23 protein-coding genes and 1 pseudogene are annotated in these 24,509 nt (G+C 39.2%); 4 read left to right on the forward strand and 20 right to left on the reverse strand.

From position 1 onward, the window contains the following. From HMPREF2701_RS07965 to efeO, 9 genes are all read right to left on the reverse strand, one after another. Complete coding sequence (locus HMPREF2701_RS07965; protein ID WP_000791850.1) at nt 1–879, reverse strand: DMT family transporter; 879 nt, start codon at nt 877–879, stop codon at nt 1–3. Next, a complete protein-coding gene (locus tag HMPREF2701_RS07970) occupies nt 869–1,738 on the reverse strand; it encodes a phosphotransferase family protein (protein ID WP_061589801.1) in 870 nt (289 codons plus the stop codon). The genes HMPREF2701_RS07965 and HMPREF2701_RS07970 overlap by 11 nt, the downstream gene beginning before the upstream one ends. A gap of 16 nt (nt 1,739–1,754) precedes the next feature. Continuing rightward, nucleotides 1,755–2,777 carry a ribitol-5-phosphate dehydrogenase gene (locus tag HMPREF2701_RS07975; RefSeq protein WP_061589802.1) on the reverse strand — a complete coding sequence of 341 codons (1,023 nt, stop codon included), beginning with the start codon at nt 2,775–2,777 and terminating at the stop codon, nt 1,755–1,757. Nucleotides 2,778–2,781: 4 nt separating this feature from the next. Next, a complete protein-coding gene (locus tag HMPREF2701_RS07980) occupies nt 2,782–3,489 on the reverse strand; it encodes an IspD/TarI family cytidylyltransferase (protein ID WP_049488774.1) in 708 nt (235 codons plus the stop codon). Between the two features lie 335 nt (nt 3,490–3,824). Continuing rightward, the gene (gene tatA / locus HMPREF2701_RS07985; RefSeq protein ID WP_020902402.1) at nt 3,825–3,995 is read right to left on the reverse strand and encodes a twin-arginine translocase TatA/TatE family subunit; all 171 of its coding nucleotides are present in this window, start codon (nt 3,993–3,995) and stop codon (nt 3,825–3,827) included. After that, entirely contained in the window at nt 3,979–4,710 is a 732-nt protein-coding gene (tatC, locus tag HMPREF2701_RS07990; protein ID WP_070482707.1) for a twin-arginine translocase subunit TatC, read from the reverse strand. Before tatC ends, tatA begins: the two co-directional genes overlap by 17 nt. After that, the gene (locus HMPREF2701_RS07995) at nt 4,711–6,399 is read right to left on the reverse strand and encodes an FTR1 family protein (protein WP_061589803.1); all 1,689 of its coding nucleotides are present in this window, start codon (nt 6,397–6,399) and stop codon (nt 4,711–4,713) included. It lies immediately after the preceding gene. After that, on the reverse strand, nt 6,374–7,588 hold the full coding sequence (gene efeB / locus HMPREF2701_RS08000; protein ID WP_061589804.1) for an iron uptake transporter deferrochelatase/peroxidase subunit: 1,215 nt from the start codon (nt 7,586–7,588) through the stop codon (nt 6,374–6,376). Before efeB ends, HMPREF2701_RS07995 begins: the two co-directional genes overlap by 26 nt. A gap of 5 nt (nt 7,589–7,593) precedes the next feature. Beyond that, entirely contained in the window at nt 7,594–8,466 is an 873-nt protein-coding gene (efeO, locus tag HMPREF2701_RS08005; protein ID WP_061589805.1) for an iron uptake system protein EfeO, read from the reverse strand. A gap of 184 nt (nt 8,467–8,650) precedes the next feature. Between efeO and HMPREF2701_RS08010 the strand changes: the two genes are divergently transcribed. After that, complete coding sequence (locus tag HMPREF2701_RS08010; protein ID WP_000981526.1) at nt 8,651–8,950, forward strand: YbaB/EbfC family nucleoid-associated protein; 300 nt, start codon at nt 8,651–8,653, stop codon at nt 8,948–8,950. Between the two features lie 170 nt (nt 8,951–9,120). Here HMPREF2701_RS08010 and HMPREF2701_RS08015 read toward each other — a convergent pair whose 3' ends face one another. The 7 genes from HMPREF2701_RS08015 to HMPREF2701_RS08045 form a co-directional block, all read right to left on the reverse strand. Beyond that, a complete protein-coding gene (locus HMPREF2701_RS08015) occupies nt 9,121–9,981 on the reverse strand; it encodes a methionyl aminopeptidase (RefSeq protein WP_061589806.1) in 861 nt (286 codons plus the stop codon). 15 nt (nt 9,982–9,996) lie between these two features. After that, complete coding sequence (gene spxR / locus HMPREF2701_RS08020) at nt 9,997–11,274, reverse strand: CBS-HotDog domain-containing transcription factor SpxR (RefSeq protein WP_070482708.1); 1,278 nt, start codon at nt 11,272–11,274, stop codon at nt 9,997–9,999. Then, nucleotides 11,267–11,818 (reverse strand): GNAT family N-acetyltransferase, encoded by a 552-nt coding sequence (locus HMPREF2701_RS08025; RefSeq protein WP_070482709.1) that lies wholly within the window; start codon nt 11,816–11,818, stop codon nt 11,267–11,269. Before HMPREF2701_RS08025 ends, spxR begins: the two co-directional genes overlap by 8 nt. A 15-nt stretch (nt 11,819–11,833) precedes the next feature. Further along, entirely contained in the window at nt 11,834–13,093 is a 1,260-nt protein-coding gene (locus tag HMPREF2701_RS08030) for a UDP-N-acetylglucosamine 1-carboxyvinyltransferase (protein ID WP_070482711.1), read from the reverse strand. A 177-nt stretch (nt 13,094–13,270) separates the two neighbouring features. Further along, entirely contained in the window at nt 13,271–14,776 is a 1,506-nt protein-coding gene (gene pyk, locus HMPREF2701_RS08035) for a pyruvate kinase (RefSeq protein ID WP_070482712.1), read from the reverse strand. 56 nt (nt 14,777–14,832) lie between these two features. After that, complete coding sequence (gene pfkA, locus HMPREF2701_RS08040; RefSeq protein ID WP_000820863.1) at nt 14,833–15,840, reverse strand: 6-phosphofructokinase; 1,008 nt, start codon at nt 15,838–15,840, stop codon at nt 14,833–14,835. A gap of 81 nt (nt 15,841–15,921) precedes the next feature. After that, entirely contained in the window at nt 15,922–19,023 is a 3,102-nt protein-coding gene (locus HMPREF2701_RS08045; protein WP_061589809.1) for a DNA polymerase III subunit alpha, read from the reverse strand. 288 nt (nt 19,024–19,311) lie between these two features. Between HMPREF2701_RS08045 and HMPREF2701_RS08050 the strand changes: the two genes are divergently transcribed. The 3 genes and pseudogenes from HMPREF2701_RS08050 (at nt 19,312) to HMPREF2701_RS08055 (ending at nt 22,535) form a co-directional block, all read left to right on the forward strand. After that, nucleotides 19,312–21,594 carry a Xaa-Pro dipeptidyl-peptidase gene (locus HMPREF2701_RS08050; protein ID WP_070482713.1) on the forward strand — a complete coding sequence of 761 codons (2,283 nt, stop codon included), beginning with the start codon at nt 19,312–19,314 and terminating at the stop codon, nt 21,592–21,594. Between the two features lie 172 nt (nt 21,595–21,766). Further along, nucleotides 21,767–22,068: pseudogene (locus HMPREF2701_RS11705) on the forward strand (Xaa-Pro dipeptidyl-peptidase); the annotation flags it as partial. Further along, entirely contained in the window at nt 22,065–22,535 is a 471-nt protein-coding gene (locus tag HMPREF2701_RS08055; RefSeq protein WP_020901801.1) for an arginine repressor, read from the forward strand. The pseudogene HMPREF2701_RS11705 and the gene HMPREF2701_RS08055, both read left to right, overlap by 4 nt. A 43-nt stretch (nt 22,536–22,578) precedes the next feature. Here HMPREF2701_RS08055 and HMPREF2701_RS08060 read toward each other — a convergent pair whose 3' ends face one another. The 4 genes from HMPREF2701_RS08060 to HMPREF2701_RS08075 all read right to left on the reverse strand — a co-directional run bounded on the left by HMPREF2701_RS08060 (nt 22,579) and on the right by HMPREF2701_RS08075 (nt 24,505). Then, on the reverse strand, nt 22,579–22,737 hold the full coding sequence (locus HMPREF2701_RS08060) for a hypothetical protein (protein ID WP_007284777.1): 159 nt from the start codon (nt 22,735–22,737) through the stop codon (nt 22,579–22,581). 9 nt (nt 22,738–22,746) lie between these two features. Further along, nucleotides 22,747–24,057, reverse strand: a complete 1,311-nt coding sequence (gene obgE / locus HMPREF2701_RS08065; RefSeq protein WP_070482718.1) for a GTPase ObgE — start codon at nt 24,055–24,057, stop codon at nt 22,747–22,749. A 62-nt stretch (nt 24,058–24,119) separates the two neighbouring features. After that, nucleotides 24,120–24,254 carry a DUF4044 domain-containing protein gene (locus HMPREF2701_RS08070; protein ID WP_000863852.1) on the reverse strand — a complete coding sequence of 45 codons (135 nt, stop codon included), beginning with the start codon at nt 24,252–24,254 and terminating at the stop codon, nt 24,120–24,122. Between the two features lie 59 nt (nt 24,255–24,313). Then, entirely contained in the window at nt 24,314–24,505 is a 192-nt protein-coding gene (locus HMPREF2701_RS08075) for a PspC domain-containing protein (RefSeq protein WP_186821225.1), read from the reverse strand. Between the last annotated feature and the right edge of the window lie 4 nt (nt 24,506–24,509).

Below are 24,509 nucleotides of genomic sequence, written 5' to 3' on the forward strand. Positions count from 1 at the left end.
TTATTCTTTAATAATAATATAAACTCCAGCAATGACGACAAGTGACGTAATAATTGTCAACATATCTAGCGGTGCACCCAAGAAAACAACTGCAAACAAGACTGTCCATACTACATAGCTCACATTCAAGCCTGTAGCCTTGGCTGGTTGCAAGCGATTGATAGCGATATAATAAGCCAAATAGGAAATCATATCAAAAGCTGCAAAGACAATCATAAGACCTAACAATTGTCCATTGGCCACTTCTGCAAATGACTGATGAGAGAAGAGCACAATCACTAGATAGGACAAGAATGAAGTCACTTGACGGATTAAGAGGGCTTCGATTTCACTCAATTCACTTTCCATGGCAAAAGAACTAAGAACACTTTCGCTTCCCCATGCAATAGCACAAACCAAAGCACAGAGAATCCCAATGTAGAAGGAATTGACCTGTTCAACCTTATAGGTCTGGGCAATAATCCCTCCAATAATCAAGACAATACCAAATACAGTATTTTTCGAAATCTTGTGCTTCAAAAAGAAGAAAGCCAATAAAACTGAAATCGCAGGGTAAATAGCCGATACAGATGAAGCCAAGGAGCTACCGATATACTTAACTGCATAAAGATTGGCCTGCATACCAATAGGACCTGCTAATAAGGCTCCTATGATAACACTGACATTGCGAATATTTAAGAAAATTGAGAGACGAACTTTTCCTTCTTTTACCAAGAGAAAAGCTAGTAAGATAAAGATACTCAAGAAATCGTGAGCAGCGGCCACCACAAAGGGCGACAAATCTGTAAAAATTGAAAAGATGTAAGCGCTAATTGTTAGACCTAACCCCCAGAAAACACCTGAGAGTAGACCGAAGGAAACTCCATTTTTATTTTTCATATGAACCTCCATAATTAGCCAGACCTTTAACAGCTCTTTGGTAACGACTCACACCATAGTCACCAAAATCTGCACCTTGCTCTTCTTTGTAGACTGTCCATAGACTCCAAATAGCATCTTGTAAAATTTTATAAATGGCAATCTTTTCACGAGAGACAGGTGTTTGGTCACTCTCATAGTGAGATAAGAAAGCTTCTTCCTCTTGGGGAGTGAATTCAGATTCTAAAAAGAGGGCAGCCAAATCCCACATTGGATCATTCATTGATGAATATTCCCAGTCAATCAGATAAAGTCGTCCTTGAGGTGATTCGATAAAGTTTTCAGGCACCAAATCGATATGACAAGATTTTCTGTCAACACCTAAGTCAGCTAGTCTTTTCTCTAAGGAGAAGACTTCTTCTCGAACTGCTTCATAGTTAGCATAAGGAATCTCTTCTTCAATCAAGGATTCGTATTTTTTGATTTCTTCAAAAGGAGCAAATTCTCCTCTTAATTCCTTACCAGAAGCATGAATGGTTTGTAAAATTGGAGCAATTTTATCGAACTTGGTCTTGATTGTAGTTGAATCAAGTGTAATCGCAGATTCGATATACTCATTTACTTTGATACCAGCTTCAATATCAAAAAGATAATTTTTGACATCTAAGTCTAAATCTTTAAGTAGTTCAAGATTGTACTTTTCATCTTGACGATTGATAAGCTTTTCTGTCCCTTTACCAAAGAACTTAACAATGTATTGCTTATTTGTTGTTTTGACCAAATAGTTTTGATTGGTCATTCCACCCAGTTGTTCAACACTGAGGACTTCCTCTTCTTCACTAAGTAAGGAAGAAATTTTTTCTTTAATAATTTTCTCCACAATTAACCTCCAGCACTTATACTTCCCACTTAAACACAGTTTTAAAGGCCGTGTTTAAATCGGTCGCAAAGATACGGTGAATATCTTTAATTTCTCTTACAGGTTCTTCTAGATAAAGGATATTTTTAAGACGATTGGCAAATTTCTTGACTTCCATCATTTGGATTGCATTTTCAAAATCGATGCGACCAGAACGAGAGGAACCAACCAAGAGCAAACCTTTTTCTAAGGCATCGCGTGTATTGAGATTGACTTTATACTCACTAACTCCCATCATGAGAATCGTTCCCTGAGGACGAATGTAGCGAATCAAGTCATTAATAGCTGGTCCAGTACCATCACCACCACAACACTCAAAAGCATGGTCAAAGGCCAAATCTTCAGGAATATTATCAGTAATATAGCATTCCTTGGCAAAAGAGAAGAGTTCCAACTTTTCCCAATGACGACCAATAACCACAATCTCTGCTTCTGGTAGAGTATAGTTGATAATATTGGCAACCACAAAAGCTAAACTTCCATCTCCGATGACGGCGATTCGGTCCCGCTTGCTATGAGCAAGTGTCAATAAGCGATTCATAGCATGCATACCGACACTGACAAACTCTGTAATGGCTGCAACCGTATCTTCGATAGCATCATAAGGCACCACACGATCTTTAGGGAGAGAAACAAATTCTCTCATAAAGCCATCAAAGCCACTAGACAAGAAATGGGTCCCTATCATGTAGTTTTCATAGAATTCTTCATCACTCTGCATAGGAGGCTGATTGGGAATCATGACAACTTTTTGACCAACCTCGTAGGTTCCTGTCGGGTCAGAAATAACGGTTCCACATGACTCGTGAATCATTGCCATTGGAAGTTTTTTATTCAAAATCTTCGGATCACGTTTTCCTTGGTAGTAACGCTGATCCGCATGACAGACCGCCATATAATTAGGGCGGATGAGGATATGATTCTCTTGGTCAATAGCCTCTTCCTGATATTTGACATTGATAAACTTAGGCTTTGTTAGTTGGTAAATTTGATTAATCATTTTATTACTCTTCCTCAATCATGCTTTTTGCAATCTTCAAATCTGTTACTGTAGTAATTTTCAGATTTGAATATTCACCCTTAGCCAAGGCTACATCTTTTCCTTTGATTACAAAGATTTTACATGCATCTGTTAAGATTTCTTTCTCTTCGGCAGAGAGAGAACCGTAAAGATCCATGAAGTCCTTGCAACGGAATGTTTGAGGTGTTTGTCCTTGATAGAGGTGAGCACGATTTGGAATATCTGTAATAAATTGACCGTTAGTACTTTCAACGATAGTATCAACCGCTTCTACCACTGTGTCCACTGCGTCATGATTTTGAGCAAGTTTGATATTGTCTTGAATCATACGAAGCGTAATGAATGGACGAACAGAATCGTGGGTAACAACGATGTCCTCTGGAGTAAGCGGACGATAAGCATCAATGGCTTCAATGATTTTCTCAATACTCGTATTACGGTCAGCACCACCTTTTGTAATGATGATACGATCTTTATGAAGAGGTAGATATTTATCTACAAGATCCTCTGCATGGGAAACCCAGTCTCCATGAACCCCAACCACAATTTTTTCAATACTTGGTTCCAAGACAAATTTTTCAATTGTATGAATCAAAATAGGTCGATCACCTAGCTCTAAAAATTGTTTTGGCAAATTACTGATTCCCATACGTGTGCCAGTTCCACCGGCAAGAATTCCTGCATAAATCATCTATTTTCTCCTTTGTCTTACTAAAAAAACTTATTCTCTCTATTATACCACAATCTAGTCCTATCATAAAAGAAATACTAGTCATCCCGTTCTAGAATAGGAGGATTAAGCAGTTCCATTATTCAAAGAAACTAGTCCATTTCTAGTAGTGACTAGGAATTCAATAGTCATTACTAATAAATGGCTGTGAAATTTTAGAGTTCTTCAGAATAATATAGTTTTCTTAAAGAAAGCTTAAATTTATATTTTCTTAATACAAGAAAAAGCTAGGAAATGATAAATGTCCAATAGAGACACACTTCCTAACTTCTTATTTTTAGTAAAACTCACCAGTCTTAATCTTTCTTATCTTGATTTTCAGTTCCTTTAACTGCTTTTTTAAATTCAGACAGCATTTTACCGATTGACTCGCCTAGTTCAGGCAATCGCTTTGGTCCGAAGATCAAGAGAGCTCCTAAAACAATAATAATCAATCCTGGTGCTCCGATATCACGTAAGATTCCCATTTCTCTCTCCTTTCTGCTTGCGTTTCATAATGTGTTTGCTGATAGCAATACTCAATTCATAGAGTAATATCAAGGGGGCAGTCATTGCCAAATCGCTGACAAAGTCAGCTGGTGTCAAGATGACTGCGAGTACCAATAAAATAAAATAAGCATATCGGCGATAAGCAATCAATAATTCTGGTTCAATGAGTCCAATTGACGTCAAAAAGGCAATGATAACTGGCAATTCAAAAATCAGAGCCAAGGGCAAAGTCGTTTGAAAAACAAAGGACAGATAATTTTGAGCTGTTAACTGTGTTTCAAATAGTCCTTCTCCTAGCCCTAATAAAACCTGAAGTAAGGCTGGTGTTACAAAGTAAAAACCAAAAGCCAGTCCAACTAGAAAACAAAGGAAACTAGCTGGAATATAGGCAAAAATTGCTCTAGCTTCTTCCTTTCTTAAACCAGGTTTGATGAAAGACCAAATATGATAAACTGTATAAGGTAGGGTGATGGTAAAGGCCATCAGACTAGCCAAACGTATGTATATCCATAAAATATCATTAGGACCTAAAACAATCAACTTTTGCTGAAAAGATTGGGTCACATACTGATAAATCTGGTCTGCAAAAAGCAGAGAAACACAGAATACCAAAAAGAAACAAATGACCACTGCCAATAATCTCTTTCTAAATTCTACCAGATGTTCAACGATTGTCAATTCTTTTCTATCCATCTATTCTTCACCCTGTCTGAAAGTGACAATCAAAACGATAACAACAAAGATTAGCTGACTGACCAAGCCTTCCCAACTTGGATAAATTCCAAGAAGGTCGATTGTTGGAAATCCTGTCAGCAAGTGGTTAGGAGCCATATTGGTCAACTGAAGAGCATGGACACTAACTCCCAGCATCTTGAAGGCTAGGGCATAAATCATCCAAGTCAGGATAAAGAAGACCTTATGTGGCAGGAAAAATTGACTGGCCTTGTTCATCACAAGGGCAATAATTATCAGAACCAGCAAGGCAAGTGAAATCCCCAAGACAAACTCAAAGCTGGAAATTCTTGGTGAAATCCCAACATAAAAGAGAATGGTTTCTGCTCCCTCACGGAAAACAGCTAGAAAACTGAGGGCAAACATGGAAATGAAAGAACCTGTTTTGGTCACTGTTTCCATTTGCGACTCCATAAAGGCATTCCATTTTTTGACAGAAGATTTGCTGTGGAGCCAGATTCCAATCAAAATCATCATAGCAACTGCAAAAATCCCAACTGCTCCTTCGATGATTTCACGATTGGATCCTGATGTCACTGCTGGAAAAGCAATTTGCAGGATGAAAGCAATGACCAGACTGGCCATGATCCCTGTGATAGCACCACCATAAACCCACTTGAGGCCTTTTCGCAACTTGGCTGCTTTCAAGGTTGTCACCAAGGTCATAACGATTAAGAGAGCTTCTACTCCTTCTCTCAAGAGGATCAGCATGGCATCAAAGGCATTGTAACGTGCGCTAGTATCAATCTGTGATAAATCTGCAATCAGTTTTTCTAATTTTTCTTGGTAGTCCTTCTCACTTCCCTTAACCATAATCACAGGGCTTTCACTTTCCACTCTAGTATAGAGGGAAGGATTGGTTGTGCTGACAGAACCCTCAATCGTTGGCCAGATAGTGATGAATTCCTTCATACTAGCTGCTCCTGATGCTTGATCACCAGCTTGGAATTGTTCTAGAGCCTTCTTCAAAAGGGCAATACCGTCTTTAAGATTCAAATCAGAAGACGTTGCTACTACTTCTTTTCCGCTTACAAAATCATCAATAGCCTTTTTTAAGTCCTCAAAGGAAGTCTGGATCGAGTTAAAATCTGTAGGCTCGGTTTCCATGCTACTACGTAGGAAGGAAATAGCTGTTTCAACACGTCCATAATGGGCCGTACTATTGTCACGAACCACACTTTCATTGATAGTCCAAGTGGAATTCATTTTCTTAAAGGCTTCTCGCACTTTTTCCAAATCTTTGGAGGCAATGGCCTGCTCCAATGCTTCAAAACGAGGACTTAGACGGTTGACCAATTTTTCCTTTTCCGCATCTAAGTCAACAGGATTTTGTTCTTTTTCAAAGGCTAATAAGGCTGAAGAAAGTTGAGTGAGTTTGTCTTCAGTAATCTCTCCTGATTGTACTAACTTTTCCTTAACGACTTTACCAGCCTCAGAATTACTGTCTTTTACTCTTTCAAAGTCTGATGCCATCTCTGCAACGAGTTTCTGTGCTTCAGACTGATTGCCATTTTTAACCGCTTTGGACGCATCTGTGATTTTCACAAAGTAAGAACTTAGACTCTCTTGGGCACCTACTGGGGAAAGAATTAAAAATAACAAAGCTAAAACCAAGAACCAGCTTCTAGCCTTCCAATAATTTCTGACCAATGTAGCCTCCTTTCTCCACACCACCAAAGCAAGCAAAGAGTCCACTACCGATGTGAGTGATATATTCATTCATCTTATCAGTAGCACCTAGATTGGTTTGAACCTTGACAAAGTTATCAGGGTCCTTCTGGAAAGAAATGAAGAGCAGACCCGTATCAAACTGGCCAGTCTTTTCATCAATCCCATCTGAGTAAGAATAAGAACGACGTAAAAGCGGCTTGTCCACTTCCTTGGCTAAACGAACATGCGAATCATCTGGCAAAAGACTCAAATCCACTTCATCAAACTCGTTCTTCTTACCAAAGGGGGCACCACTTTTCTTGTAACGACCAAAAGTATTTTCTTGTTCTTCAAGACTAGTGCGGTCCCAGGTCTCTAAAAACATCTGAATCCGACGCACTGCCATATAAGAACCATTTTCCATCCAGTCCTTACTATCAGCCCAGATAACGCGGTCAAAGTCTTGCTCCTTGGTTGGATTTGCTGTTCCATCTTTAAAACCAAAGAGGTTACGCGGAGTCTCCATTCGATCTCCGATAGCTGCAAATCCAGACTGACTCCAACGAAGGGTCACTGCATTTCTTCCCTTACGGATGAGATTGCGAATGGCATGAAAGGCAACCTGCTCATCATCTGCACAAGCCTGAATCACAATATCCCCACCAGTATATTTTTCACGCAATTGCTCTTTAGGAAAAGGTGGCAAATCCCTAAACACTTGAGGACGCTTGTTTTCCAAGTTCATCTTTTTCAAGAAACTGGCAGACACACCAAAAGTCAGGGTCAAACGATGCGGATTAAGCCCTACTGTCTCTCCAGTATCGCTAGGAGGCAAGAGAGCATTCTGGCCATCTTTTTTGACCAATTCTCCCTCGACCAACTTGGCACTATAATCCGTCCAATCCTTGAACAACTGGATAATCTTATCCTTATCTGTCGTATGCAAGTCCAAGACAACAAAATAGATATTTTTTTGCATGGGCGTACTAATCCCAGCTTGATGTTTGCCATAAAAAGCAATTTTTTCATTTCCGTACGAGATTTTTTCTTGAGTCCCAAGCTTAGGTGCGAAAAAAGCAGAAGCACCAGAGAGTCCTAGCGCTAAACCAGCCCCTCCAATCCCTGCTTTTTTTAGAAATTCTCGACGGTCCATTTTCTTCTCAAAAAACTTTTCGTCTTTTTCAGTCATGACTCTTATTCTCCACTAAGAAATTTACCCATTTGCGATAGAGGTTCACCAAGTTTTGTCACCGCTTCTGACAATTCTTTGGTATCTTCTTTTGTCAAATCTGTATAGAGTTTATAGTGTTCCTTGTCTGTCATGTGTTTGTCCAGCAAACTATTAACAGACTTGAAATCTGCTTCCAATTCTTTAACTAGGTTAGCATCTGATTTTTCAAGTAAAGGTTTAAAGAGTTGGAAAATCTTCTCAGCTCCTTCGATATTGGCACGGAAGTCATACAAGTCTGTATGTGAGTAAATTTCCTCTTCACCTGTAATCTTGCTTGTTGCGACTTCATTAAGCAAGTCAACTGCTCCAGTCAACATAACTTTGTAGTCCACATCTACAGTTGCAATCTTGGCTTTCAATTCCTTGATATCATTGACCAACTGATCTCCATAGCTTTCAGTTCCTTTAGTTGTATTGTTTTCCCAAAGGATACGCTCGATACGGTGGAAACCTGACCAACCTTCTTCTGTCTTGTTTTCGTCCATATAGTCTGACAAACGGAAGTCAATCTTGACATCTGACTCACCAAAACTTTCGGCAATTGGTTCTGAACGCTCATAAGACATACGAATCAGTGGATAAACCTTTTTGGCTTCTTCTAACTTACCTTCTTTCAAAAGTTTGACAAAGCCTTCCGTATCTGTCAACAGTTTATCAATTTGCTCTTGCACAAAAGTCTTATATTCAGCAGTGGCCTTATCAAGCATTTTTTGCTTATCTTCAGACAAGACTGTCACCTTGGACGAATCACTTGTGTTACTTGGCTTAGATTGATTATTAGCACAAGCTGTCAATAGCAAGGCTGAAGATAAAAGGACAAAACCTAGTTTTTTCATTGTTTACTCCTATTGATTCAGGAAACCTGAATTAATTTTACGTTTCATTATACCATGTTTTCACTCATTTTTCAATAAATTTTCAGACAATTTAATATTGAGTAACTTATACTAATAATAGACTTTTATCCTCAAAATTGATAAAATAGGAAAGAAAATAAGATAAAAGGAAACTGAAATCACCATGATGAACATGCAAAACATGATGCGCCAAGCACAAAAACTTCAAAAACAAATGGAACAAAGTCAAGCTGAACTTGCGGCTATGCAATTTGTCGGCAAATCTGCTCAAGACCTTGTCCAAGCGACCTTAACTGGAGATAAGAAAGTTGTCAGCATTGACTTCAATCCAGCTGTCGTTGACCCAGAAGACCTTGAAACTCTTTCTGATATGACCGTTCAAGCAATCAACTCTGCTCTTGAACAAATCGATGAAACTACCAAGAAAAAACTGGGTGCTTTCGCTGGGAAATTGCCATTCTGAGCATAAGAAAAAAGCTCCATAATATCTGTAGATAAGTCTCCTACAGATATTATGGAGCCTATTTTTATTGTCTTCAAAAGCCTGAAAACATCAATACAATGCGTTTATTTTATATGAAAAGATCTACTGAATTTTTCAAAATAAACTTCCAGTAGTCTTTTCACTTTTTATTAATAAGTTCCTTCTTCACCTTGACTAGTCAAGATTACCGGACCATCCTTAGTAATGACAAATTGGTGTTCATATTGGCATGACAGTCCACCGTCAATGGTCTTATGCGCCCAGCCAGTTTTCATATCTGTATCAATTTCCCAGTCACCTGTATTGATCATTGGTTCAATGGTCAATACCATTCCTTCACGGAGACGAAGCCCACGACCAGCAATACCATAGTTAGGAACCATTGGTTCTTCGTGCATAGTTGGGCCAACACCATGACCAACCAAATCACGCACTACACCATAACCACGACTTTCAGCGTATTCTTGAATGGCTGCACCAATATCACCAATACGGTTCCCAACAACAGCTTGCTCAATGCCCTTATACATGGCTTCTTTAGTTACATTCATCAAGTTTTTCACTTCTTCGGATGGTGTACCTACAGCATAAGCCCAACAAGAATCTGCTAGACCACCAGAATAGCTCTGAGTGTATTTTTTCATTTGCTCAACATTGTTGAAGTTTAATTTTGAGACATTCAAATCCGATTTAGCAATTGGACCTCCCAAAACCATATCAACCTTGAGCAAATCACCATCTTTCAAGATATAGTGACGAGGGAAAGCGTGAGCAACTTCATCATTAAGAGAGCAGCAGGTAGCATAAGGATAGTCCATCATGGCACCGTCAACCCCAATCTGAAGTGGAAGGAAATTTTTTTCCTTACAACGACGGCGAACGTATTCTTCAACTTCCCACATATCTACGCCAGGCTTAATCAAATCACGTAAGCCGATATGAATACTTGCAAGGAAATCACCAGCCTTGTCCATAGCTTCGATTTCACGAGCTGATTTTAATGTTATCATTTTTTCTCCTAGTTTCTAATTAATTTTAACGGTCACATTTGCTTTTGAAACAATCTGATGACCATGATAAATATCGTAGTCAATAATAGCTGACCGTCTCGTATGATGGATAATCCGTGCTTGAATGCGCAGTATATCATCTATCTGAACAGCCTGCAAAAAGTAGATCAGCATCTGCTCGATAATGAGATTGCGCCCGCTATTCACAACTAAATCTTGTGTCATGTGAGTCAGAATTTCAGATAATACACCATTAGCCAAAACACCATTTTTTTCAAGCATAAAGGGCTCAACTGTAATGACGACTTCATCATGGTGATAAGAAAGTTTTTGACCAATCTGCTCAGAAAAAGTCGGTAGAGCCGAAACTTGGGAACGACTCATCTTCTCCATGACATCTCGTCTTGTTACAACCCCAAGCAAGGTTTGATTATTTCGAACAACCGGTACCATTTCAAAGTCTTCAGCAATCATCCGTTGACTCACATTGGCAATATTTGTCGATAATCCAACCAAAAATAGACTACGAGACATGACTTTATCAATTGTGGTACTTGGTGACTTATCTCCCGCATCTCTCATAGTAACAACCCCAACAACAACCTGATGTTGATTGATAACAGGGAAACGGCTGCTACGATTCTTACGCACCAAGTCCAAATAATCTTTGACTGTGTCTGTTTCCCTCAGAAAACCATACTCATGACTCGGACGGTAAAGTTTCTCAACTGTCAAAATATCAGTCTTGATTTGTACATTTGACAGGGCTTTATTGATCATGGTCGCGACGGTGAATGTGTCATGCTTACTTCTCAGAACTGGAATTCCTTTTTGATTGGCCAGTTTAAGCACATCATCATGGACCTGAAATCCACCTGTAACTAGAACTGCATTTTCATTTTCCAAGGCTAACAACTGAATACGGGTTCGATCTCCGACAATCAAGAGTCCCCCATCATGGAGATAAGATAAGATATTTTGCTCAGTCATGGCACCGATTGAAAACTTACTAAATTCTCTCTCTAAACCTTCTTGCCCAGCCAAAACCTCAGAAGAAGTCACTTCTGCAATTTCTGCAAATGTTAATCTTTCGATAGCAACTTTCTGAGATTTAACACGGATAGTACCACTTCTTGGACGAGTCTCTACAATTCCACGATTTTCAGCTTCTTTAATGGCCCGATAAGCCGTTCCATCACTGACTCCTAGATGGTTGGAAATACTTCGAACACTGACTCTTTTACCAACGGGTAATTCTTCCAAATAGCTTAGAATTTCTTGGTGTTTACTCATTAATTTCTCCCTTTACAAAGCGAAACTCAAGATAATCACGCATTTTCTTTGTATAGCGATCACTTCCTTTAAACTGACGAATCAATCGAAATCCAGACTTAAGAGCAACCCGTTGGCTAGCTTCATTTTCAAGGTGGGTAATGATGGATAATTGTTTTAAACCAAATTCCCCAAAAGAAAGTTGGCAAAGTTTTTTAACAACTTCTGTCATAAAACCTTTAGACCATGAATCTTTTCTCAAAAAATAACCAAGTTCTGCTTCTTTTTTTATTTCATCTAGCTTTTCAAACTTAATTGAACCAATCATTTTTTCAGTTTTCTTATCACAAATAGCCCATACCCCTAAAGGAGCCTTCATAAAATAATTGGCCAGTGCATATTGACTTTCTTCTGGACTAGCTTGACTTGGAAAAATGAATTGTAAATTTTCTGGATTTGAAGCTATCTCATGGAAGTCCTTACTATCACTAAAAAAGAAAGGACGCAAATACAAGCGATCCGTTTCAAAAAAAGAAAACATTGCTAATTTGGTCCAAATATTCATAAACACCTCTACGGTTTATTCTTCAACAAGTGTAATATCCGCTCCTAGATTACGTAATTTTTCAATAATATCAGAATAACCACGTAAGATGAACTCAATATTTGTAATTTCAGTTTTACCTTCAGCCATCAAACCAGCAATGACAAGTGCGGCCCCAGCTCTAAGGTCAGTAGCTTTTACATTTGCTCCACGTAAACTACGTCCACCAGTATATATGATATGGTCGTTTGTAGTCGTAATATCTGCATCCATCTTTGCTAGTTCAAAAACATGGTTTACTCGTTTTTCATAAATGGTATCAATAATGGTACCACGCCCCTCCGCTGTTAACAAGAGTGGAGTAATTGGTTGTTGCAAGTCAGTAGCAAAACCAGGATAAGGTGCTGTCTTAATATTGATTGCTTTCAAATTAGACTGTTCTTCGACAAAAATACTGTCTTCAGATACAGTCATTCTCACACCCATCTCTTCCAACTTAGCGATGAATCCTTCTAAGTGTTCGTATAATACATTGTTGATACGAATTCCCTTACCGACTGCAGCAGCTAAGGAAATGTATGTTCCCGCTTCAATACGGTCTGGAATCACCTGATGACGAGTTCCATGTAATCTTTCAACACCATCAATAATGATGATATTGGTCCCAGCACCACGGATATGGGCTCCCATATTATTCAAAAGTGTCGCAACGTCAATAATCTCAGGTTCACGGGCTGCATTTTCAATAATCGTACGACCATTTGCTTTAACCGCAGCAATCATCGTATTTATCGTCGCACCCACGCTAACCGTATCCATGTAAATACTTGCTCCATGAAGTCCTGTATCTTTAGCAGATAACTTCATGTTATCTCCCTCGTAGCTAACAGTGGCACCCATAGCTTCAAAAGCCTTAAGGTGTAAATCAATAGGACGAGGGCCCAAATCACATCCACCAGGTAAGCCAACAGTGGCTTCACCAAAGCGACCTAAAAGACTTCCATAAAAATAATAAGATGCACGAAGACTATTGATCTTTCCATATGGCATTGGAATATTTTGAACACCTCTTGGATCAATCTCTAACACATCGTCATATCTCTTAACAGTAGTCCCCATTAACTCCATAATTTCGACAAGACTAGCAACATCGGAAATATCTGGTACACAATCCAAAGTCACAACATCATCTGCCAAGATAATAGCTGGAATCAAAGCTACAACACTATTTTTTGCACCACTAATGGTAATCTCACCTTGCAGGGACAAGCCACCATTGATAACAATTTTTCTCATTTTTAATTTTTAGTACTCTTTCAAAATTTCTAAAAAGGTCTTTCCAGTCTATTATACCATAAATTTTAATATTTTCCCATTGCTCTTATTAAAATCATCCCCTTTTTGCCCCCTAATACAAAAAAGACCTATCACACAAGCTATAAAACTTGATATGATAGGCTTTTTAATGTCAGATTAACGTACAGTGCGGATACGCATTGTGTTTGTACGAACAGCTTCTCCAACTGGTACACCAGCTACGATGACGATATCGTCACCTGATTGTACAAGACCTGCTTCAACTGCTTTACGTTCAGCAATTTCGAACATATCATCAGTTGAAGATGGAACATCTGTCAACATTGGGATAACACCCCAGTTCAACATCAATCCACGTTCTGTCAATTCGTCGAATGTCAATGCCAAGATGTCAGCATTTGGACGGTATTTAGAAATCAAACGTGCAGTGTGACCTGTCTTAGTAAGAGTTACAACCAATTTAATGTCCATTGAGTTAGTAGCATCTTTAACAGCTGAAGCCATTACTTCTGTCTTAGAGTTACGTTCAAATGAATCTGAGTTCAAACGACCGTATTCGTTAAGAAGAGTCTGAGCGTTCTTGTCGATTGTAGCCATTGTAGTTACTGACTCAAGTGGGTATTTACCGTTTGCAGACTCACCTGAAAGCATTGTAGCATCAGTACCGTCGATAACAGCGTTGAATACGTCTGATACTTCTGAACGAGTTGCACGTGGTTTTTCAGTCATTGTTTCAAGCATGTTTGTTGCTGTGATAACAACTTTACCTGCAGCATTGACTTTCTTGATAATCATTTTTTGGTAAACTGGAACCATTTCGAATGGTACTTCGATACCCATGTCACCACGAGCGATCATGATACCATCAGCAGCTTCGATGATTTCATCCAAGTTGTCGATACCTTGTTGGTTTTCGATTTTAGCGAACAATTGAACGTGTCCGTTTCCAGTTTCTTTACAGATTGCACGAACTTCGTTCACGTCTTTTGCAGTACGTACGAATGAAATCGCGATGAAGTTAATTCCTTGTTCAAGACCAAAGCGGATATCGTCGTTATCACGTTCAGCAAGAGCTGGGAAAGGAATTTTAGTGTTAGGGATGTTAACACCTTTTTGTTTAGCAATTACACCATCGTTTTCAACTTCAACTTCAAACTCACGAGTTGCGTCATCTTTAGCAACCACACGAAGACCAAGTTTACCATCGTCAACCAAAACTTGACGACCAACTTCAACATCATCATAGATATCAAGAGCACCAGCAACGTTCAATGCGATCACATCACGAGTTGATTTGATTCCTTGTTTAGTAGCAACACGGATTTTTTCACCAGTTGTGTAAGAGTACTCTTTTGCATCTCCTTCAAACAATTCAGTACGGATTTCTGGTCCTTTTGTATCAAGAAGGAAACCAACTTTTTTACCTGCAAGTTTTTCAGCAAGTTTAACAGTTGCCATACGGTCACCTTGCTCTTGGTGGTCACCGTGTGAGAAGTTGAAACGGAATGTGTTAGCACCAGCTTCGATCAATTTAGCAATGTTTTTAGCTGAAGCTTCAACATCAAGTTTTTCACCCCAGTATCCGTCATCACCGAATTTTTTACCACCGCGGATTTCTACCGCAGGTCCCAAAGTTGCAACGATTTTTACACGTTTGTTCATGATTTTTGTGACTCCTTTATATATGACCTTTTTGGTCTTATTAACTAAATTATAAATTATGATAAGCTCTTATTCAAGCTAGATAGCTCAAGGTCAGCTTTATGTGGGTTGTTAACCACAATCTTACCATCTGCAGTAAGGCTAAACAATGCTCCTTCTTCTGCAGTTCCAAGAATTGGGTTTTCAACCATTTTTTCGTTACGGATACCAACCGCAACACCACCGATACCTTCTTTAAGAAGTTTAACGGCATGTGCACCCATACGTGATGCCAAAACACGGTCACGCGCAGTTGGAGAACCACCACGTTGAATATGTCCAAGTTCTGTCACACGAAGGTCGCTTGTATCTCCAGCTTCTTTAAGTTTTTGACCAAATTCAGCTGCTGACATCACACCTTCTGCCAAGACGATGATATTGTGTTTTTTACCACACTCGTATCCACATTTAATGCTTTCTACGATATCTTCAATCTTGAATCCTTCTTCAGGAATGATGATTTCATCAGCACCAGTTGCAATACCAGCCCAAAGAGCGATATCACCTGCGTTACGTCCCATAACTTCGATAACAAATGTACGACGGTGACTTGATGATGTATCACGAATCTTATCGATAGCATCCATAGCAGTAGTAACCGCTGTGTCAAAACCGATTGTGAAGTCAGTACCAACAATATCGTTATCGATTGTACCAGGAAGACCGATAGCTGGGAATCCATGTTCAGTCAAACGCATAGCACCGTGGTAAGATCCGTCACCACCGATAACAACTACACCTTCAATTCCGTGTTTTTTCAATTGCTCAATCCCTTTAAGTTGCCCTTCAAGTTGAGCGAACTCTGGGTAACGAGCAGAGTGAAGGAAAGTACCACCACGAGAAATGATGTCTCCTACTGAAGCCGCATCTAGGGGATGAATTTCACCAGCAACCATACCAGCATATCCATCATAGATACCAAATACTTCCATTCCTTCTGAAATTGCTTGACGAACAACTGCACGGATAGCAGCGTTCATACCAGGGGCGTCTCCACCACTAGTCAAAACAGCAATACGTTTCATATTGGTTATGCTCCTTTTTCTTTTAACATTCTTACTGATTATATCACATTTAAATGGAAAATTCTTCTATTTTCCGTAATTTTAGCGATAAATCGTTTTCATAACGATTCCACCTAATTTCGCTTCTAATTCAGTGGATTTAACTACAAAATGATTGGGAGAAACAATCGTTCTCTGTTCCTCTTCATACCTGATGATGACTGGGATTGGGCCTTTATATTGATCTAAAATTCTCGAAATTTCTTGATCTGAGTCATGATTTTTCAACTGAATCCAAAAACGCTCAGCTACTGCTTCTCTTATTTCTTGTGCAATCATTTGCAGACGGCCATCTCGTAACTGGATTTTTCCTTTTATATAGTAGAAAGCTCCTTCTCTTACTTCCTGTCCAACCTGTCGATATAAATCTGAAAAGAGCGTAACATCCAATTTTTTCTTACTGTCATCCACCTGTAAGAAAGCCATATTTTCACCTTTTTTGGTACGAATTACTTTTATCTTCTGAACCTCAACCAAGATAATAGCATAGCTATTTTCTGATAAATTACTAATAGGAGTAATCGGATAAATAGCCTTACTTGCAATAGCTTGTAGTGGATGTTTGCTGACTCCTACTCCTAGAAGCTCTTGTTCCATGTAGAATTTTTCTTGCTCCGTCCAGTCCTCCAAATCTTGCCAACTATAAATGCTCTCTCCAAATAAGCTTCCTAACTCTTTCACAAATTCAAATAGATTACCTAAATTATTAAATACTTTTTGGCGATTTTTTTCAAATGAATCGAAAAGACCAACTTTTACCAAAGGTTCCAGCAAGGGAAGTTTCAAATAATTCTCAGGTAGTTTAGCTATAAAATCTTCAATGTTAGAATAAGGTCTATGTTCGATAATCCAAAGTGCCAAATCCTTGCTGAGCCCCTTAATCGATTTCAAACCTAGATAGATAGATTTGTTGGCAATTTTATCGTGATAGGGAATAGTATTAATGGACAATGGGGCTACTTCAAAACCTGCTTCTAAGGCATCTGTTACATAATCACTGTTGGCAGAATTCAACATGACTTGATAAAAAATGGCTGGATAATGTGTTTTGAAATAGGCCAACTGGAAGGCCAAGGCTGAGTAAGCATAGGCGTGAGATCGGTTAAATCCATAACCTGCAAACTTCTCCATAACATCAAAGACCTGCTCTGCCTTTTCCCTAGTATGACCAGCATCTAATGATCCTTGAATAAAGGATTCCCTCATTTCATGCATGGCAAAGGCATCTTTTTTCCCCATAGCCCGACGTAAAATATCGGCTTTTCCGAGGCTAAATCCAGCAAATCTCTGAGCAACCTGCATAACCTGCTCCTGATAGAGCATGATGCCGTAGGTTGGAGCCAAAATATCCTCCAGTACTGGATCCAGAACAGTCACTTCTTCCTGCCCATGCTTTCTTGCCACAAAATTATTGATGTAGTCACTGGCACCTGGTCGATTTAGAGAAGTAGTTGCTACGACATCTTCAAAACAGACTGGTTGCACACGTTTGAGCAAGCGAATGGCACCAGGTTGCTCAAATTGAAAGATACCTTTTGTATTGCCAGAGGCAAATAAAGCTAACGTTTCTTTGTCTTCCAAATCAATTTCTTCAATTTTAAGGTGAATACCTTCTGATTCAGCAAGCAATTCTTGCATCTTCTGGACAAAGGTCAAATTTCGCAGTCCCAGAAAGTCCATTTTCAATAGCCCGCTAGATTCAACTCCATGAGCATCATACTGAGTCAGCGGAATTTCGTCACCATGTTTTAGAGGAATGTAGTTGGTCAAATCTTGGTCACTGATTACAACACCAGCCGCATGGACAGAGGTTTGTCTTGGATAGCCCTCTATCCTGCAAGCAATTTCAAAGGCTTTTTGATATTCTAGCTTACTATTGATTTGCTGACGAAACTGAAGATTACCCTCATAGGCCGACTTGAGATTATCACGAAAACTGATTTTCTTGGTAATTGCAGATAATTCATACTCTGGCACACCAAAACGTTTTAAAACATCTCGCAGAGCTTGCTTAGCACCAAAAGTAGAAAAGGTAACGATTTGAGCCGCATGTTTACTACCATATTTATTACCAACATATCTGATAAAATCTGGACGATAAATATCAGGAATATCAATATCAATATCAGGCATGGTATAGCGTTCACGATTGAGGAAACGTTCAAAAATCAGATTTTTCTGAACTGGGTCAATCCCTGTAATGTCTAGAGCATAGGAAACCAAGCTACCAACTGCGGAACCTCGTCCCATTCCCATATAATAGCCATTCGAACGTCCAAAACGCAATAAATCCCAAACAACCAAGAAATAATCATCAAAGCCCATATCATGAATAACAGCCAATTCTTGGTCTAGACGGTCTTGATATTCTTTACCAGTTAACCCCTTCTGAGCAAGCCCCAATTCAGCACGTTCTCTTAATTCTTCTACTGCTGGTCTAGCAGGATTAAAGCGAGGCAGTTTCAGACTAGTATCCAAGTCATAAGAAATACCTGAAATAAGCTTTTCTAAGTTTTCCAAGGCTTGAGGAAAACGCTCTTGGAATAGTTTCTCTAAAGAACTTGCTGACATAAAAACATCTTGTTTCGAAAGCAAAGGAACTTCTCTGAGCGGTAGATTTTCTTTAATCGCTGTTAATACTTGAAGAACCTCTCTATCCTTACTTTCAAATGTATTGACCCGATAAAGTGGCAAAATTGGATGATGAAATTCTCTGGCCAGTGTCTCTGGGTAAACCCCTATATAGTAATCACAGCCTATATTGAGCGACTCCAGTCCATCAAAATAAGGCACAATTACCGCAATATCCTCTAGATACTGAGATAAAACTGTCCAATCTTTCTCCCCCTGCATCTTGGATGTTGATAGTTTCATCAACTGCTGATAGCCCACACTAGATAAAGCTAAAAAGCGCAAATTCACATCCTTATCATCTACAAGCACATTCATTTCAAGCCCTAACAAAGGATGAATGCCGTATTTTTTTGTAACCTCTAGAAAATCGAAAGCCCCGTAAAGATTGTCAATATCCATCATAGCCAGATGAGTGTAGCCATAGTCTTTTGCTACTCTCACATACTTGTCGATTGAAATGACACTCTCCATAAAACTATAGACTGTTTTTGTATCTAGTTGTGCGATCAATTTACACTTCTCCTCTATCGTTCTCACTATATTATACCATTTTCTTAAAATTTCTATTACTATTACTGATGCTTTAATATCTAATAGCTCAAATCATAGTTAATTAGACAATCCTTGCCTGATTTACAACAGCACCACTAATATTTTTGTATTTAGGCTTATCATTTTACATGTTTATTTCATAAATACTCATTTTCATTTATTATAATTTCTGTTAATTTTTATAGTTTCTTTTCTCACTATTTTTTGATATAATAACTGTAATATATTTCATAAATAGGAGGTCTTATGCGTTTTAATCAATTCAGCTATTTAGCACTACCTAGAGATACAATTATCTTTGAATTAAAAAAGTATAGATTTGATTTACCAGTCAACATTACAAATAAACAAATGCTTGAAGCGTTTCTTATTCGTTTCTTTTTTAATTTTAAAAACAGCTCCTATCCTCTATCCAGTTTAGCAGTTGATAAAGAAACTGACTTATTGACATTTTTTCAATCAGATAAAGAGTTGACTGCAGATATTTTCTATACTGTGGCTTTTCAACTTTTAGGTTTTTCTTATTTGGTTGACTTTGAAAACAGTGATGTTTTCCGTAAAGAAACTGGTTTTCCCATCGTATACGGTGATTTGATTGAAAATCTCTATCAGTTACTCAATACTCGCACCAAAAAGGGAAACACTCTTATCGACCAACTTGTCAGTGACGGTCTTATTCCTGAGGATAATGACTATCACTACTTTAACGGCAAAAGTTTAGCAACTTTTTCTAGCCATGATGTCATTCGAGAAGTCGTTTACGTTGAGTCTCGTGTCGATACTGACCAAAAAGGTCTACCAGATCTAGTCAAGGTCAGCATTATTCGTCCTCGTTATGACGGGCAAATCCCTGCTATCATGACAGCGAGTCCTTATCATCAGGGAACCAATGATAAAGCTAGCGACAAAGCACTTTACAAGATGGAGGGCGAACTCGAGGTTAAACCTACTCACAAGATTGAGCTAGAAGAACCTCAACTAAATCTCCTCCAAGCCCAAGGTCAAGCTGAGCTTGTGTCAGAAGCTGAGGAAAAACTGACGCACATCAACGCTAGCTATAGTCTCAACGACTACTTCCTTCCACGTGGTTTTGCTAATCTATATGTTTCAGGTGTTGGTACAAAAGACTCCACAGGTTTCATGACTAACGGGGACTATCAGCAAATCGAGGCTTATAAAAATGTTATCGATTGGCTCAATGGTCGTTGCCGTGCCTTTACTGATCACACGCGCCAGCGTCAAGTCAAGGCTGACTGGTCAAACGGAAAAGTGGCCACAACTGGGCTTTCCTATCTAGGTACCATGTCCAATGGTCTTGCGACCACAGGTGTCGATGGTTTAGAAGTTATCATTGCCGAGGCTGGCATTTCTTCATGGTACAACTACTACCGTGAAAACGGTCTGGTCACTAGCCCAGGTGGTTATCCAGGTGAGGACTTTGACTCTCTTGCTGAACTAACCTACTCTCGTAATCTCTTGGCTGGCGACTATATCCGTGGTAACGAAGCTCACCAAGCTGACTTAGAAAAAGTAAAAGTGCAACTGGATCGCAAGACTGGCGATTACAATCAGTTTTGGCATGACCGCAATTATCTGCTCAATGCCCATAAAGTAAAGGCTGAGGTTGTCTTTACCCACGGTTCACAGGATTGGAATGTCAAACCACTTCATGTTTACCAGATGTTCCATGCTCTTCCAGCTCATATCAATAAGCATCTCTTTTTCCATAATGGTGCCCATGTTTATATGAACAACTGGCAGTCCATTGACTTCCGTGAATCTATGAACGCCTTACTGACTAAGAAATTATTGGGACAAGATACAAATTTCCAACTTCCGACCGTTATCTGGCAGGACAATACAGCTCCTCAGACTTGGCAGACTCTTGATGATTTTGGTAATCAGGAAAGCTCAGAAACTTTCTCACTTGGTCAAGAAGAGCAAGTCATTCAAAACCAGTACCCAGATAAGGATTTTGAGCGCTATGGTAAAACATACCAGACCTTTAATACAGACCTCTATCAAGGGAAAGCCAATCAAATTACTATTGACCTTCCTGTGACCAAGAACCTCCACCTGAACGGTCGCGCTCAGCTCAATCTTCGTATTAAATCTAGTACCAATAAGGGGCTCTTATCGGCCCAACTACTGGAACTTGGACAAAAGAAATATCTACAACCTTATCCAGCTGTTTTAAGTGCTAGAACCATTGACAACGGTCGCTACCACATGTTGGAAAATCTCTGTGAATTGCCATTTCGTGAAAATGCGCAACGAGTCGTGACAAAAGGCTATCTCAATTTACAAAATAGAAATGATTTACTGTTGGTAGAGGATATTACTGCAGATGAATGGATGGATATCCAATTTGAACTGCAACCGACTATTTACAAGTTACAAGAAGGAGATACTCTTCGTTTAGTCCTCTATACTACTGACTTTGAAATCACCATACGTGACAATACCGCATACCAGCTGACTGTTGATCTTGAACAGTCTAGTCTTATCCTACCTTGTCAAAAGGTTTAATATATCAGACTTTCAAGATGGAACTATTTCCACTTGAACTGTTAAACTACACATAAACTTGGTATCAAATTCAATCCTAGTCTAGACCTTTGATATGCATAAAACTGGATTTGGGACAAAAGATACTAAGACCCTAACCAACATGTGCAATCATTTATAATACTCGCTACCATACCACATGTTGGAAAATCTCTGTGAATTTCCATTTGGCATAAATTCACAACAAGTCGTGACAAAAGGCTACCTAAATTCAATGATTTACTGTTAGTAGAGGACACCAATGTAAATAAACGGATAGAGAGCCAATTCATCTCCACCCAACTAGTGACAAGTTAAAAGAGGGAGATTCTCTCCGTTTAGTCCTATACTACTGACTTTGAAATCATCATACGTGACAATACCGCTTACCACCCGACTGACAATCTCGTTCAGTCCACGCTTTCTGTATCTAGTACAAGGAGTAACATTTTATGAATAAATCTGAACACCGACACCAACTCATACGAGCTCTTGTAACAAAAAACAAGATTCATACTCAAGCTGAGCTACAAGCTCTTCTTGCCGATAATGATATTCAAGTTACACAAGCTACACTTTCGAGAGATATTAAAAGTATGAACCTTTCAAAAGTACGAGAAGAAGACAACTCTTACTACGTGCTCAATGCAGGTTCAACCTCAAAATGGGAAAAACGTCTCGAAATTTATATGGAAGATGCTCTTGTCTTGATGCGTCCAGTTCAACACCAAGTCCTACTAAAAACCCTTCCTGGGCTTGCTCAATCCTTTGGTTCTATCATTGATGCTTTGAGCTTCCCTGATGCTATCGCTACCCTCTGTGGCGATGATGTCTGTCTTGTCATCTGTGAAGATGCAGAAGCTGCCCAAAAATGCTTTGAAGAGCTGAAAAAATTCGCTCCACCATTTTTCTTTGAAGAATAAGAAAATTCCGTGTCTGATCTGGCACGGAATCTTTTTATCTATTTTACTGAGATGGATTATCTTTTTTAGTTCGTGCCAATCTCAGGGCACGATTTGGATTGAGACGATTAAACAGTTCTTCCAATTTCTTTTCATTCCAAACATCTGCGGCGGAAACAAAATTGCCATCCGCGTCTCGGAAAGATATCGGTTTATCTCCCATACCAGTCTCCTAGTCTACAAATTCAAACTCAAATTTACCAATGCGGACCAAGTCCCCATCTTTAGCACCACGAGCACGAAGGGCTTCATCAACTCCCATACCACGAAGCTGGCGGGCAAATTTCATGACAGACTCGTCACGATCAAAGTTGGTCATATTAAAGAGTTTCATGAGTTTTTCACCAGAAAGTACCCATGTCGCATCGTCATCACGGCTAATTTCAAAGGATTTTTCTTCCTCGTCAAATCCATAGTAAGCTTCTTCTTCCATATCTGACTCGTCGTAGAGCAAGAATTCTGGTGTCTTATCTAACAATTCAGCTGTAGCATCCAAAAGCGTTGCCAGACCTTGCTTGGTCAAACCAGATATTGGGAAGATAGCTGGTAACTCTTCAAATTCATCGTAGTTTTCAGCTAATTTTTTCTTGAATTCTTCAAGATTTTCCTGACTTTCAGGCATATCCATCTTATTGGCTACAATAATCTGTGGACGCTCCATCAGACGGAGATTATATGACTCCAGCTCCTTATTGATGGCAAGATAATCCTCATAAGGATCACGGCCTTCGCTAGCTGACATATCAATAATATGAAGGATGACACGTGTACGCTCGATGTGACGGAGAAACTGTGTCCCCAAACCAACACCTTGACTAGCACCTTCAATCAAACCTGGTAGATCAGCTACTGCAAAGGAGTCACCTGATTGGGTACGAACCATACCTAAATTTGGCACAATAGTGGTAAAGTGGTAGGCACCAATTTTAGGTTTAGCTGAGGTAATAACACTTAAAAGTGTTGATTTCCCAACAGATGGGAAACCTACTAAACCAACATCCGCCAAGATTTTTAGTTCCAATTGTAACTCACGTTCCTGACCTGGTTCCCCATTTTCAGAAATTTCCGGTGCAGGATTTTTTGGTGTTGCAAAGCGGATATTTCCACGTCCACCGCGACCACCGTGGGCAACGATAAATTCTTGCCCATGTTCAATCAAATCTGTTAAAACTTTGCCAGTCTCTGCATCACGCACAGTCGTACCTTGTGGTACTCGAACTCTAAGGTCCTCAGCACCACGCCCATGCATCCCTTTGGTCATCCCTTTTTCACCAGAATCAGCTTTGAAATGGCGATTGTAGCGGAAATCCATCAAAGTACGTAGTCCTTCGTCTACAACAAAGACCACATTACCTCCACGTCCACCATCACCACCCCAAGGACCGCCATTAGGGACATATTTTTCACGGCGAAAGGCAACCATGCCATCGCCACCATTACCAGCCTTGACCTTAATCTTGGCTGTATCTAAAAACATACTCATTTTTTCTTCTCACTTTAAAAAAGGGCTGGGAAATCCCAGTCACAAAATTTCTTAAATCTATTTTATAGATTACTGAGGGCACCAATTGCAGTTGCAAAAATACCCAAAATACTTGCTACTAACATGATAAGCACGATAAGCAAGGTTAATTTCTCAAACATCGTTTTTTTACGTTTTCCATTATCTCCAAAAGCCATTTTTTCTCTCCTTCATTACATTCTATTTTCTATTATCTTAGCATGAATTTAGCTAGTTTTCAATAGTCACTTGCTACCGGCGCAATAATCCATAAAATAATATAAGCTACAATTCCTGCTCCATAACAAAATGCAAGAACACCCCATATTACACGAACAATAGTCGGATCAATATCAAAATAATTTGCGACCCCAGCACATACTCCAGCAATTTTTTGATTACAACCACTTCTCATCAATTGTTTTTTCATAACT

This window comes from Streptococcus sp. HMSC077D04 (assembly GCF_001808785.1).
Lineage (GTDB): Bacteria > Bacillota > Bacilli > Lactobacillales > Streptococcaceae > Streptococcus > Streptococcus mitis_BX.

What these genes read in the sequence shown, in the direction of transcription:
- pyk (WP_070482712.1), bottom strand. Translation starts at nt 14,776, where the DNA reads ATGAACAAACGTGTAAAAATCGTTGCAACTTTGGGACCTGCGGTAGAA.
- pfkA (WP_000820863.1), bottom strand. Translation starts at nt 15,840, where the DNA reads ATGAAACGTATTGCTGTTTTGACTAGTGGTGGAGACGCCCCTGGTATG.
- HMPREF2701_RS08050 (WP_070482713.1), top strand. Translation starts at nt 19,312, where the DNA reads ATGCGTTTTAATCAATTCAGCTATTTAGCACTACCTAGAGATACAATT.
- HMPREF2701_RS08010 (WP_000981526.1), top strand. Translation starts at nt 8,651, where the DNA reads ATGATGAACATGCAAAACATGATGCGCCAAGCACAAAAACTTCAAAAA.
- HMPREF2701_RS07980 (WP_049488774.1), bottom strand. Translation starts at nt 3,489, where the DNA reads ATGATTTATGCAGGAATTCTTGCCGGTGGAACTGGCACACGTATGGGA.
- HMPREF2701_RS08030 (WP_070482711.1), bottom strand. Translation starts at nt 13,093, where the DNA reads ATGAGAAAAATTGTTATCAATGGTGGCTTGTCCCTGCAAGGTGAGATT.
- HMPREF2701_RS08060 (WP_007284777.1), bottom strand. Translation starts at nt 22,737, where the DNA reads ATGGGAGATAAACCGATATCTTTCCGAGACGCGGATGGCAATTTTGTT.
- efeB (WP_061589804.1), bottom strand. Translation starts at nt 7,588, where the DNA reads ATGACTGAAAAAGACGAAAAGTTTTTTGAGAAGAAAATGGACCGTCGA.
- HMPREF2701_RS08015 (WP_061589806.1), bottom strand. Translation starts at nt 9,981, where the DNA reads ATGATAACATTAAAATCAGCTCGTGAAATCGAAGCTATGGACAAGGCT.
- HMPREF2701_RS07965 (WP_000791850.1), bottom strand. Translation starts at nt 879, where the DNA reads ATGAAAAATAAAAATGGAGTTTCCTTCGGTCTACTCTCAGGTGTTTTC.
- tatA (WP_020902402.1), bottom strand. Translation starts at nt 3,995, where the DNA reads ATGGGAATCTTACGTGATATCGGAGCACCAGGATTGATTATTATTGTT.
- obgE (WP_070482718.1), bottom strand. Translation starts at nt 24,057, where the DNA reads ATGAGTATGTTTTTAGATACAGCCAAGATTAAGGTCAAGGCTGGTAAT.
- HMPREF2701_RS07975 (WP_061589802.1), bottom strand. Translation starts at nt 2,777, where the DNA reads ATGATTAATCAAATTTACCAACTAACAAAGCCTAAGTTTATCAATGTC.
- HMPREF2701_RS08075 (WP_186821225.1), bottom strand. Translation starts at nt 24,505, where the DNA reads ATGAAAAAACAATTGATGAGAAGTGGTTGTAATCAAAAAATTGCTGGA.
- HMPREF2701_RS08055 (WP_020901801.1), top strand. Translation starts at nt 22,065, where the DNA reads ATGAATAAATCTGAACACCGACACCAACTCATACGAGCTCTTGTAACA.
- HMPREF2701_RS08025 (WP_070482709.1), bottom strand. Translation starts at nt 11,818, where the DNA reads ATGAATATTTGGACCAAATTAGCAATGTTTTCTTTTTTTGAAACGGAT.
- tatC (WP_070482707.1), bottom strand. Translation starts at nt 4,710, where the DNA reads ATGGATAGAAAAGAATTGACAATCGTTGAACATCTGGTAGAATTTAGA.
- efeO (WP_061589805.1), bottom strand. Translation starts at nt 8,466, where the DNA reads ATGAAAAAACTAGGTTTTGTCCTTTTATCTTCAGCCTTGCTATTGACA.
- spxR (WP_070482708.1), bottom strand. Translation starts at nt 11,274, where the DNA reads ATGAGTAAACACCAAGAAATTCTAAGCTATTTGGAAGAATTACCCGTT.
- HMPREF2701_RS08070 (WP_000863852.1), bottom strand. Translation starts at nt 24,254, where the DNA reads ATGGCTTTTGGAGATAATGGAAAACGTAAAAAAACGATGTTTGAGAAA.